The sequence below is a fragment of the Rhodococcus sp. AW25M09 genome (assembly GCF_000333955.1).
GTDB lineage: Bacteria > Actinomycetota > Actinomycetes > Mycobacteriales > Mycobacteriaceae > Rhodococcoides.
Genome location: NZ_CAPS01000035.1, coordinates 1 through 11,969, shown reverse-complemented (window position 1 = coordinate 11,969; position 11,969 = coordinate 1). Strand labels below are relative to the sequence as shown.

Annotated in this window: 10 protein-coding genes; 3 read left to right on the top strand and 7 right to left on the bottom strand. The window is 63.6% G+C overall.

Going from position 1 to position 11,969, the window contains the following annotated elements:
- Positions 1 to 205: 205 nt before the first annotated feature.
- The 6 genes from RHODMAR_RS06315 to RHODMAR_RS06290 form a co-directional block, all read right to left on the bottom strand.
- A complete protein-coding gene (locus tag RHODMAR_RS06315) occupies positions 206 to 2,083 on the bottom strand; it encodes an ABC transporter ATP-binding protein (protein ID WP_198289405.1) in 1,878 nt (625 codons plus the stop codon).
- A 53-nt stretch (positions 2,084 to 2,136) separates the two neighbouring features.
- Positions 2,137 to 3,870 carry an ABC transporter ATP-binding protein gene (locus tag RHODMAR_RS06310; RefSeq protein WP_008712483.1) on the bottom strand — a complete coding sequence of 578 codons (1,734 nt, stop codon included), beginning with the start codon at positions 3,868 to 3,870 and terminating at the stop codon, positions 2,137 to 2,139.
- A gap of 86 nt (positions 3,871 to 3,956) precedes the next feature.
- Positions 3,957 to 6,254, bottom strand: a complete 2,298-nt coding sequence (locus RHODMAR_RS06305; protein WP_008712480.1) for an MMPL family transporter — start codon at positions 6,252 to 6,254, stop codon at positions 3,957 to 3,959.
- Positions 6,255 to 6,256: 2 nt separating this feature from the next.
- Positions 6,257 to 6,934, bottom strand: coding sequence for an acyl-CoA-like ligand-binding transcription factor (locus RHODMAR_RS06300; RefSeq protein WP_008712478.1), 678 nt, complete (start codon positions 6,932 to 6,934; stop codon positions 6,257 to 6,259).
- A gap of 86 nt (positions 6,935 to 7,020) precedes the next feature.
- Positions 7,021 to 7,479, bottom strand: a complete 459-nt coding sequence (locus tag RHODMAR_RS06295; protein WP_008712477.1) for an RrF2 family transcriptional regulator — start codon at positions 7,477 to 7,479, stop codon at positions 7,021 to 7,023.
- A gap of 56 nt (positions 7,480 to 7,535) precedes the next feature.
- Positions 7,536 to 8,171 carry an SOUL family heme-binding protein gene (locus RHODMAR_RS06290; protein WP_042938218.1) on the bottom strand — a complete coding sequence of 212 codons (636 nt, stop codon included), beginning with the start codon at positions 8,169 to 8,171 and terminating at the stop codon, positions 7,536 to 7,538.
- A 164-nt stretch (positions 8,172 to 8,335) separates the two neighbouring features.
- On the opposite strand from RHODMAR_RS06290, the gene RHODMAR_RS06285 reads away from it, so the two are divergent.
- On the top strand, positions 8,336 to 9,241 hold the full coding sequence (locus RHODMAR_RS06285; protein WP_008712475.1) for a sterol desaturase family protein: 906 nt from the start codon (positions 8,336 to 8,338) through the stop codon (positions 9,239 to 9,241).
- Here RHODMAR_RS06285 and RHODMAR_RS06280 read toward each other — a convergent pair.
- Positions 9,222 to 9,911, bottom strand: a complete 690-nt coding sequence (locus tag RHODMAR_RS06280) for a YceI family protein (protein WP_008712474.1) — start codon at positions 9,909 to 9,911, stop codon at positions 9,222 to 9,224. The two genes, RHODMAR_RS06285 and RHODMAR_RS06280, sit on opposite strands and share 20 nt — an antisense overlap.
- Before the next feature lie 108 nt (positions 9,912 to 10,019).
- Between RHODMAR_RS06280 and RHODMAR_RS06275 the strand changes: the two genes are divergently transcribed.
- On the top strand, positions 10,020 to 11,030 hold the full coding sequence (locus RHODMAR_RS06275) for a PHP domain-containing protein (RefSeq protein WP_008712472.1): 1,011 nt from the start codon (positions 10,020 to 10,022) through the stop codon (positions 11,028 to 11,030).
- The gene (locus RHODMAR_RS06270; protein WP_008712471.1) at positions 11,027 to 11,941 is read left to right on the top strand and encodes an alpha/beta hydrolase family protein; all 915 of its coding nucleotides are present in this window, start codon (positions 11,027 to 11,029) and stop codon (positions 11,939 to 11,941) included. Before RHODMAR_RS06275 ends, RHODMAR_RS06270 begins: the two co-directional genes overlap by 4 nt.
- Positions 11,942 to 11,969 lie beyond the last annotated feature (28 nt).

Genomic DNA, 11,969 nt, shown 5'->3' with positions numbered 1-11,969 from the left:
ATCGACGATCTCGATGAGCGTCCACACCGGATGCTCCGCCGGCAACCATTCACGCATGTCCGGTGGAATCAGAAACTGCTGATCACGATCGACCGGTCGATATCCCTTCGCCACCACCACATTCTCGCCCACACACAGCGATGGGGCGCCTCGACACTCGAGACGCCCCACCATCAAAACGCAACAGCCCGCAGGCTACGAATTTTCATGCACGTGCGGCGCCAGCCGCATTCAACCGGAAGTACGCACCCTCGGCCGCGAGCAGTTGTTCGTGATTACCCTGCTCGACGATGCTGCCCTTCTCCATCACCACGATCGTGTCCGCGTCACGGATGGTCGAGAGGCGATGCGCAATAACGAAACTGGTGCGGTCGTTGCGCAGTCTCGCGGTGGCCTTCTGCACCAGCAGCTCGGTGCGAGTGTCGACCGAGCTGGTGGCCTCGTCGAGGATGAGGATGAGCGGCTTGGCCAGGAATGCGCGGGCGATGGTGATGAGCTGCTTCTCACCGGCACTGACGTTGTTGCCCTCCTCGTCGATGATCGTGTCGTACCCGTTGGGCAACGAGTGCACGAACTTGTCGACGTAACTCACCCGCGCCGCCTCGAGGATTTCCTCCTCACTGGCACTCGGATCGCCGTACGCGATGTTGTCGCGAATGGTCCCGCCGAACAGCCAGGTGTCCTGCAGCACCATGCCGGTCCGGGCGCGTAGTTCTTCTCGCGTCATCTCTCGGGTGTCGACGCCGTCGACGGTGATGCGGCCCGAGTCGATCTCGTAGAACCGCATGATGAGGTTGACCAGGGTGGTTTTGCCCGCACCGGTCGGGCCGACGATGGCGACGAGGTGCCCGGGGTCGGCAACGAGCGAGAGGTTCTCGATCAGTGGGCGATCCGCGGAGTAGCCGAAGGAGACGTTGTCGAATTCGACGCGTCCCTTGCGGTCGGTGGGGCGCACGGCATCGACCGGGTCGGCGTCCTCTTCCTCCGCGTCGAGCACCTCGAAGATGCGCTCGACGGAGGCGACACCGGATTGGATCAGGTTCACCATCGCGCCCACCTGAGTGAGGGGCTGGGTGAACTGACGTGAGTACTGGATGAACGCCTGTACCTCACCGAGAGTGAGTGTGCCCGAGGCCACCCGCAGCCCACCGACGACGGCGATGACCACGTAGTTGATGTTTCCGAGGAACATGATGACGGGCATGATCATGCCCGAGATGAACTGGGCCCGGAAGCTCGACTGGAACAGCTGCTCGTTGCGATCGCCGAATTCGCGCTCCACCGCTGCCTGACGGCCGAATGCCTTGACGATCTCGTGGCCGGTGTACGTCTCCTCGATCTGCGCGTTCAGTTTGCCGGTGTGCTTCCACTGCGCGACGAAGTGCGGTTGTGATCGTTTGGCGATGACGGCCGCCACCGCGAACGACGCCGGAATGGTCAGTACCGCAACAAGAGCCAACAGCGGCGAGATCCAGATCATGACGCCGAGGATGCCGAGTACGGTGAGAACACCGGTGATCAACTGGCCGAGCGTCTGCTGCAGGCTGGTCGAGACGTTGTCGATGTCGTTGGTGACACGGCTGAGCGTTTCACCGCGGGCGTTGTTGTCGAAGTACTTCAGCGGCAGTCGATGCACCTTGGCCTCGACGCTGCCACGTAGCAGCAGGATTCGGCGCTGCAGTGCGATGTTGAGGATGTAGCCCTGCGCCCAGGCCATCAACGACGAGAGCACGTACAGCACGAGAACCCACATCAGGACTGTGCCGACCGCGCCGAAATCGATCCCGGCACCGGGGGTGACGTCCATGCCGGACACCAGGTCTGCCATCGAGTCGTTCCCGGCTGCCCGGAGCCCCTCGATCGCTTGTTCTTTCGTCTGTCCGGGCTCGAGCCCACGGCCGACCACGCCGCTGAAGATCAGATTGGTCGCGTGCCCGAGCACGGTCGGCCCGGCCACGGTCAGTACGGTGCTGGCGACACCGAAGGCGAGCATCACCGACAGGAGCACTCGCTCGGGAGCGAGCAGACCGAACAACCGTCTGAACGAACCCTTGAAGTCTCGGGCCCTGGTGCCGGGCACCACGGCTTTGGCGACGGGTGCGTCCGTCTCCTCCTCCGTCTTCTCCACCTGCGCGGTCACTGGGCACCCACCACAGCGTGCTGCGAGTCCACGATCTCGGCATAGGTGGGGCACTCGGCCATCAGTTGGTCATGGGTACCCACACCTACCGGCTTTCCGTCGTCGAGCACGAGTATCTGGTCGGCGTCGATGATGGTCGAGACGCGTTGGGCGACAACGATCATGCATGCATCTCGCGTCACCGGCTTCAATGCTGCACGGAGATTGGCATCGGTCGTCAGGTCCAACGCGGAGAAGGAATCGTCGAACAGATAGATACTGGGTTTGCGCACCAATGCGCGCGCGATGGCAAGACGTTGCCGCTGGCCACCCGAGACCGTCGTACCACCCTGCGCGACGGGCGTTTCCAGTCCCTCGGGCATAGCTCGAACGAAGTCGGCTCCCTGAGCGACCTCGAGCGCCTCCCACAGTTCGTCGTCGGTGGCATCGGCCTTGCCGTATCGCAGATTGCTCGCGATGGTGCCCGAGAACAGGTACGGCTTCTGTGGAATCAGACCGATTTCGGAGCGCAGCAGATCCAGATCGAGCTCACGAATGTCGACTCCGCCCACTCGCACCTCGCCGCCCGTGACATCGATCAGCCGCGGAAGGAGGTTGACGAGAGTGGACTTTCCCGAACCCGTACCGCCGATGATGGCGGTGACCTTGCCCGCCTCGGCCCTCAGGTTCACTCCGCACAGCACCGGATATTCGGCTCCGGGAAAAGAGAATTCGGCGTTCACGAGCTCGACCGTTCCCGGCGAGGATGCGAACATCCTGGGCTTGTCCGGCAACACGACCGAGGACTCGGTGGCGAGCACTTCGCTGATGCGATCGGCGCACACCGATGCGCGGGGCACCATCATCGCGATGAACGAGGCCATCATCACCGACATGAGGATGAGCATGATGTAGCTCAGAAGAGCGGTGAGAGAACCGATTTGCATCGTGCCCTCGTCGATCGCGTGGCCGCCGAACCAGATGACGGCGACGCTGGTGACGTTGCTGATGAGCATGACCGTCGGGAACATCAGTGCCATCAGCCGCCCGACGCGCAGCGCGGTGTCGGTGAGCGCGGCGTTGGCGGCTCCGAAACGATCGATCTCGAAGTTCTCCCGGACGAATGCCCGCACCACGCGAATGCCGGTGATCTGTTCACGCAGAACACGATTGACGGCGTCGATGCGCATCTGCATCGAGCGGAAGGCCGGCACCATCTTCACGATGATCAGGCCCATGGAGATGGCGAGGCCGGGTACCGCGATCAACAGCACCCAGGACAGGCCGAGGTCCTCGCGCAGCGACATCACGATGCCGCCGACGCACATGATCGGGGCCATCACCACGATGGTGAAGCCCATGACGATCACCAGCTGCACCTGCTGCACGTCGTTGGTGTTGCGAGTGATCAGCGACGGCGCACCGAACTGGCCGACCTCACGAGCCGAGAACGTGCCGACACGATGCAGGATGGCACCGCGCAGGTCACGTCCGACTCCCATCGCGGCGCGAGCACCGATGAACACTGCGCCCACCGAGCTGACGATCTGCACCGCGGACACCACCAGCATCAGTGACCCGGCCGAGAGGATGTAGCCCGTGTCGCCGGTGGTCACGCCTTTGTCGATGATGTCGGCGTTGAGGCTCGGCAGATACAGCGCCGCCAACGTGGCGACGAGTTGCAACAGAATCAGCGCAATGATCGGCGTCCTGTACGGAGCCAGATACGTGCGTAGTAGCGGGATCAGCATGATGGCCGAAGATTACTCGTACACATGGATGACAGTCTCTCCGTTTTTCGAGTGTTGCGGGCAATCTTCGGCCGACCGGTCAGGACCTACGCAGGTCCAAGATCCTTCTCGGGAGCCGTCTTCAACTTGGCACCTTCGATGTCGACGTTGGGCAGGATCTTGTCCAGCCACTTCGGCAGCCACCAGGCCTTGTCGCCCAGCAGGGCCATCACCGACGGAATCAGCACCATCCGCACGACGAACGCGTCGAAGAAGACAGCAGCGGCGAGCGCGAATCCGATGGACTTGATGAACGAGTCCGGCTCGGCCATGAATGCCGCGAACACCGAGATCATGATGACTGCTGCCGACGTGACCACGCGTGCGCCGTACTTGAAGCCGTTGACGACGGCATCCTTGGCGGCGGCTCCGTGGACGAACTCCTCACGCATGCGCGAGACGAGGAACACCTGGTAATCCATCGCGAGACCGAACACGACACCGATGAGGAAGATCGGCATGAAGCTGACGATCGGCTGCGGGTTGGAGATCAGGCCGAGCCCACCCTCTTGGAAGATGAACACCGTGGCACCGAATGTCGCGAGCACGCTGAGCAGGAATCCGACCGTTGCCGTCAGCGGAACCAGAATGGAGCGGAACACCAGCATCAGCAGCACGAATGCCAGTCCGACGACCACTGCCAGGTACGGAATCAACGCGCTCTGCAACCGCTCGGAGATGTCGATTCCGATCGCAGTCTCACCGGTCACGCCGTAGGAGACGCCCGCACTTTCCTGCAATCCGCTCTCGGCATCGCGGAGGTTGGTGACGAGCGCCTTCGTCTGGTCGCTGTTCGGGGTGCTCGACGGGGTGACGAGTATCTGAGCCGTGTCGCCTGCCTCGTTGACAGCGACGATCTGAGCATTCGTGACGTCGGATTGCTCGGTGATTGTGTCGACGACCTTGCCGAAGGAGGCAGTGCGATCGGCCTCGGCAACACCGGAAGCATCGGCGATGACCAGCAGGGGCCCGTTTCGTCCCGGACCGAAAGCCTTCTCGGTGATGTCGTACGCCTGGCGAGCGGGCGTCGACGGGTCGGCCGTGGCGATCGACGGCAGTGCCAGCGACAGGCCGGTGGCCGGGCCAGCGATCACACCGAGCAGGATGATTCCGCCGATGAGGCCCAGCGCAGGCCTCTTGACCAGGAACTTGGCCCAGCGCACTCCGTTGGTGGGCTTGGCGTTCGGGTCTTCGGGGTCGGTGGTGTTGACGAATTTGATCTTGCCTGCGAATGCCTTGCCCTTGTACAGACCGAGCATGGCGGGCAGGAAGGTCAATGCAATCAACACGGCGATGAACACCGCGAAGCCCGCAGCCAGACCCATCTGGGACAGGAACGGGATGCCGACGACCCGCAGGGCGACGAGTGCAATGAGGACGGTGGCCCCGGCGAACACGACGGCCGAGCCGGCGGTACCGACCGCACGTCCTACCGCTTCTTCGCGGTTGTCGGTGAGCGTGAGCTCGTGCCGGTATCGCGCCAGAATGAACAGGGAGTAGTCGATCGCGACCGCGAGACCGATCATGATCGCCAGGATCGGGGTGAACGAGGTCAGGCTGGCGAATCCGGAGGCCGTGGTGATCGCCAGACTCGAAATGCCGATTCCGACGATCGCAGTGATCAACGGCAAGCTGGCCGCGGCAGCCGAGCCGAACATGATGAGCAGGACGATGGCAGCGACAGCGAGACCGACGATCTCCGAACTGCCACCGGGCGACGGGTTCTCCTGTGCCACGTTGCCACCGAGGATGACTGTCAGGCCCGCATCTCGAGCCGGTTGCGCCGCGGCATCGAGATCACTGCGAACGGCGTCGGTCACATCGGCGAGGTCGAGGTCGATCGGCACCGTGACGGTTCCGACGTTGCCGTCGGGGCTCAGCGGCGAGGTGGCCGCGGCGTCGGCGGCTACCTCGTCGGCCGGGGTACCCGCTTCTGCAGCGGCCTCGGTGTATCGCTCGATGATCGACTGGTTGGCCGCCACCGGATTCGCCAGCGCCGGGGCACCTTCGGCAGGCTTCGCGGCGTCGACCTTCTCGATCTCGGCAATGGTGGAATCGATGGCCGAGGTGTACCTCGGGGTGTCCAACGACTGACCGTCAGGAGCCTGAAAGACGTACTCGGCACTGACCGACTGGAGTGGGTCCTTGGCTCCGCCGAACCGCTCCTTCTGCAGATCCAGAGCAGCCTGAGCAGGCGTTCCGGGGATGCTGAACGAGTTGGCGGTAGGGCCGGACAGCGTCGCTGCTCCCGCTCCCGCAAGAATCAGAATCACCAGCCACAGTCCGAGGACGATGCCCTTGCGTCGGTACGCGAATCTTCCGATTCGGTAGAGATAGGTGGCCACGGTCAAGCTCCTCGGTTGTGTTCGGACGAGTGGGGTTCGGGGACAGGAGTGGAGCCTGCGGAACGACTGTTCGGTTCGGGTAGTCCAGCGCGGAGTTGGTCGAAGGCGCTTTCGATGAGGGCCTTGGGATTCGACGCTCCCGCTGGGTCGTTCATCCAAATGTTCAGCGCTGCTGTCACCGCGCCACCGACAGCCATTTGAAGAAGGTTCGGGTAGAGGTCGATGTCGATGTCGGTTCCGGTCCGCTCGGCGATGGCTTCGCCCAGTCTGCGGGTCAGCGAGTGGTGCATTTCGAGCTTGCGGGCCATCAGAGCGGGGTTGGCTTCGATCAGCCGGGCCGCCGCGAAGGTGTCTTCGAGATCTCTACCGGGATCTGCCACGAGATCGATTGCTATGTGCCGCAACGATTCCCAGATCGGCTCGGTCGACGGCCGAGCACGCAGCAACTCGAACCACTCGAGGGCGGACTCTTCGATGTGATGCAGAACTGCTTCTTCCTTGTTGGAGAAGTAGTTGTGGAACGTGCGGGTGGAGACCCCCGCCTCGTGCGCGATGGCGTCGGCCGTGACCGTGTCGAAACCGTGTTCCTTGCCCAGACGCACGGCGGCCTGGCCGAGTGCATCGCGAGTGGCGGCCTTCTTCAGATCACGAAGGCCCGTCGGAGAAGTCACAATTACCAAAGTACGGAACTTGCACGATTCTGCAAGTTTGCAGTGAAGTGCAATTTTGTTGATCTCGCCACATGCGTCGACCGGTGTGACTCACGTCATCGACGAGCCCAGGCGGCCGGCTCGCTGATCAACTCGTTGACGAAGGTGGGCAGATCGTCCTCGACGATGTCCGCCAGCGACACCGATTCGAGCACCGAACGCAGACTGGCGCGCACCGCCAGCCACACACGCGTGAGCGGCTCGGCCGGACCGGCATACTCCGCATCCTCGGGTCGTTGCCCGCGCACCGACGCCAGCGGTCCTTCGATGGCCCTCATCACATCGGCAACAGAGATCTCCGACGCCTCCCGCGCCAGCCAGTAACCGCCGTCGGGACCCCGTCGACTGCACACCAGATCTGCGCGACGAAGATCCGAGAGCACCGACTCGAGAAACTTGTGCGGAATACCTTGCGCGGCGGCCAGCGCCTCTGCTTTCGCTGATCCCCCACCACCCACCGCCGCAAGTTCGACGAGTGTCCGCACCGCATAGTCCGCCTTGGCCGTGATGTGCACACTCAATTCCTATCATTCCAATAGGAAATTAGCGAGCAGTCCCCGGAACGTTCCGGTCAGGAACCCTCCGGCACCGCCACGACCACCTCGTTGCGACGCAGTGGTGCCACGGTCCAGGGCGGATCGTAGAACCAGGTCATCGGCTCGCCCAGCATCTCGATGTCGTGTGAGCGCAGCGCTTCGGTCAGGGCCGCCATCTTCGGTTCGACGTTGTCCCGGCCGCGGCCACCACTGAAACGCAGCACGGCCACCGTCTCCGCCGGAACCGCCGTCAACGTCACGCGGTCGTCGTCGGGCTTGGGCAGCGTGTCCATCGTCCACTTGGACGGCATGAAGAACCGGACAACCCAACCGTCGCTACCGGGCGTGCTCGACACGGGGGCAGTCATCGCGATCTTCTGCGAGCCTGCGGACGACTGGCTGACGGGAGCGGTCATCGCGACCTTCTGCTTGCCCCCGTTCTTGCCGAAGATGTACCCGGCCAGGCGACGGAAACCCTCCTTCCGTGCCTGCTCCTCATCGGCGTCGACCGTGGTCTGCGCCGCGATCCGTGGCGCGTAACGACGGATCTCCACCGCATCGGTCAGTCGACGGCTCGTGTGCGGCGGCTCCTCGGTGCCGACCCGAACACCGACGACACCCAACACGGACTCGCCCACCTGTCCGATCGTGGACACGATTTTCTTCAACAAGTCCGACTCCGCTCTCTCGACTGCTCGGTGTGCAGTCTCCACGGTACGAGCTGCATCACGATCGATCACGCGACGGCTTGGGATGTCACTCGGTGGATCCAGGCCAAGACCCCCTAACCAGCGTTACACTCTGCCTTTAGGTGTCACGCACATGGGGAGGTTCGATGACCGAGTGGATCGGTTCGGCGTGGAATGCACTGCCCGAACCGTTGCGCGATCCCGTGGCGTTGGCGATCCCCGCGTTCGCGCTGTTGCTGGTGATCGAATGGATCGCCGCCGCGAAGCTCGAGGACGGTGAACGCGGCGGCTACTCCGGCAAGGATGCCCGCGCCAGCCTGAGCATGGGCCTGGTGTCGATCGCAACCACCACGGCCTGGAAGGCGCTGGCACTGATCGGCTACACGGCCGTCTACGTCTATCTCGCGCCGTGGCAGCTCCCCGCCGACGCCTGGTACACCTGGGTGATCCTGATCGTGGGCGTCGACCTGTTGTTCTACGGCTATCACCGCATCGCGCATCGAACCCGGCTGATCTGGGCGACGCATCAGGCCCACCATTCGAGCGAGTACTTCAACTTCGCTGCTGCGCTGCGGCAGAAGTGGAACAACAGCGGCGAGGTGGTCATGTGGCTACCGCTCCCCCTGCTGGGTATGCCGCCGTGGATGGTGTTCGTGGGGTTCTCGATCAACCTCGTCTACCAGTTCTGGGTACACACCGAGCGCATCGACCGGATGCCTCGCCCGTTCGAGTTCGTCTTCAACACGCCCTCGCATCACCGCGTCCACCACGGCCGTGATCCGCAGTATCTCGACAAGAACTACGGCGGCATCCTCATCATCTGGGATCGCCTGTTCGGCAGCTACGCCGAGGAAGTCGAGCGACCGAACTACGGGCTGACCAAGCCCGTGAACACCTACAACATCTGGACCCTCCAGACACACGAATACCGCAACATCGCTCGGGATGTTGCGGCATCGCGGTCGTGGAAGGAACGCGTCGGATACGTTGTCGGACCGCCGGGATGGACGCCGTCGGCCGAGCGAAATCCGGCTACTGCCGATTCAGATTGATCAGAAAGTCGATGGTTCCCGAAGGGTCGACCGTGACGAAGCCGAGCGACGGCGGGTCGATGCCGTAATCGGACCATGTCGTCGGAATGGCACCCGACGCGATGAGCGTGTCCCCGGACAGGAGCACCTCCATCTCCACCGAGACGGGACGTGTCTGATCCTTGAGCGTCAACGTGCCCTCGGCCGTGACGGTGTCGGTGGTGCCATCCTGGGGCAGGGCGGACAGGTCGATCGGCGAGTCGATCGAGAAGGTCGCCGTCGGATACGTCGCGGTATCGAAGATGTTGCCGCGGAATTGGCCGTCGCGGCGGTCGTTGCCGGTACTGATCGAGTTCGTCAGGACAACGATCTGCCCGTCGGTCAGGCTGTCGTCGGCGATGGTCACGTTGCCGGCCACCTCGGTGGTCGATCCGACGACCGTCACGTCGGATCCATTGAGAAGTTCGTCGACGGTGTAGCCCGCGGCCGTGGTGTTGGTCGCGTCACCCGGGGTGACAATCCACCGTCCGTCGATGTCCACCACCGTGGCCGCTTCGGCACCGGAGGTCGATACCGTCGCCGCCGGTGCATCGTCTTCCTGCAACGAGGCATAGATCTTGGGCCCGAAGTACAACCCGAGTGCCACCAGAACGATGACCGATAAGCCGGATATCCACCATTTCTTACTCATGGGTTTCGATAGTAGTTTCAGCCCCCAGCTGGTGCCTGGCGACTTCCTGAGAGTTTTGTCCGTTTACCCCGAACGCACGTGTCTCTGCCGCCGGGCACAATGGAATGCATGGATCCGGTGGACGCACTTCGAGAGATCGGGTACTGGCTCGAGCGTTCGCGCTCGGACACCCACCGTGTCAAGGCCTACCGCCGGGCCGCCGATGTCGTCGAATCCCTCAGTTCCACACAACGATCCGAGCACGAGAAGGCAGACAGCTGGTCCTCACTGGCCGGTATCGGAGCCAAGACCTCGCTGATCATTCGTCAGGCGCTCACCCAGGACGTCCCGGACTACCTGCTCGAACAACGCACCGCTGCCGAGCCGATCGGCAACAACGACCTGCGCGCAGCACTGAAGGGTGACCTGCACACGCATTCCAACTGGTCCGACGGCGGCAGCCCCATCGAGGAGATGATGCGTACCGCCGCGACACTCGGTCACCAGTACTGCGCCCTGACCGACCATTCACCACGTCTCAAGGTCGCCAACGGCCTCACCGCCGAACGTCTGCGCGCACAACTCGACATCGTTGCCGAGCTCAACGAGCAGCTCGCGCCGTTCCGCATCCTCACCGGAATCGAAGTCGACATCCTCGACGACGGATCGCTCGACCAGGACGAGGGCCTGCTCGCCGAGTTGGACGTGGTGGTGGCGAGCGTGCACTCGAACCTGCGAGCCGATTCGAAGACCATGACCAAGCGGATGGTCACCGCCATCGCCAACCCGCACGTCGACGTCCTCGGCCACTGCACCGGACGACTCGTCGAAGGCGGACGCGGCACCAGGCCCGAGTCGACGTTCGACGCGCCCGTCGTGTTCGAGGGCTGCCGCCAGTTCGGTACCGCGGTGGAAATCAACGCCAGACCCGAACGCCAGGATCCTCCCGAGCGCCTGATCGACATCGCCCTCGAACGCGACTGCCTGTTCTCCATCGACACCGACGCGCACGCCCCCGGGCAGCTCGACTGGCAGGGTTACGGCTGTATCCGCGCCGAAGCGCGCGGCGTGCCCGCAGAGCGAGTGGTCAACACCTGGCCGCTCGACGACCTGCTCGAGTGGACGGCTCGGCGCGCGTGAATCGACGTCACTTCCTCTCCGGTGTACTCGCCGTCGCTCTGGTGGGCTGCACCTCGACCGACACCGAATCCTCACCGAGTACGGCCGAAACGTATTCGGCCGCGCTGCAACCGGTATCGGGGTCGGTAGGGAATCCCATCCGATTGAAGTACGGATACGAGCCGGACAACATCGGCGACCTCTACCTGCCCGACAACAACGCCACCTCGCTCCCGGTGGTGGTGATGATCCACGGCGGCGGGTGGCAGGAGAACCTGAACCTGTCGTACTTCCAGAAGATGTCGACGGCCATCGCAAACGAGGGCATCGCCGTGTGGAACGTCGAGTACCGACGCGGGCCGAACAACTGGGCCAACACCCTCACCGACGTCGACGACGCCACCGAGGCACTGGCCACCGTCGTCCAGGACGCAGCAGGCGGCAGGCTCGATCTCGACCGCGTCCACGTCGCAGGACATTCGGCCGGAGGGCAACTCGCCGCGTGGGTGGCCGCGCGACACCTCATGCCGGTCGACGCGCCGGGCGCGGAACCCAAGATCAAACCCCGCAGCGCCACCATCATGGCCGGCGTCTTGGATATGAAACGGGCTGCCACCCTCGGCCGCGACAAGTTCGTGCCCGAATTCCTCGGCGGTATGCCGAACCAGGTACCCGGCCGCTACAAGATCGCCTCCCCCATCGAATATCTCCCGCTCGATATCCCGCTGACCGCGTTGCACGGAGACGCCGATCAGACGGTCTCGGTGAACCAGAGCCGGGCCTACGTCGCCGCCGCTACCGAGGCGGGCAGCACCGATACCGAGCTCGTCGTGCTGCACGGGGCAGGTCACGGAGCATTTCTCGACCCGAAAGATCTCGCCTGGGCGACGGCATTGAGCACCATCTCCGGGCGGGCGCAGACCCTGCTCTGACGTGAGGTGGTACCTAGTGATTGTGAGG

Coding starts and splice junctions, on each gene's coding strand:
- RHODMAR_RS06310 (WP_008712483.1), bottom strand. CDS start 3,870: ATGCTGATCCCGCTACTACGCACGTATCTGGCTCCGTACAGGACGCCG.
- RHODMAR_RS06285 (WP_008712475.1), top strand. CDS start 8,336: ATGACCGAGTGGATCGGTTCGGCGTGGAATGCACTGCCCGAACCGTTG.
- RHODMAR_RS06280 (WP_008712474.1), bottom strand. CDS start 9,911: ATGAGTAAGAAATGGTGGATATCCGGCTTATCGGTCATCGTTCTGGTG.
- RHODMAR_RS06275 (WP_008712472.1), top strand. CDS start 10,020: ATGGATCCGGTGGACGCACTTCGAGAGATCGGGTACTGGCTCGAGCGT.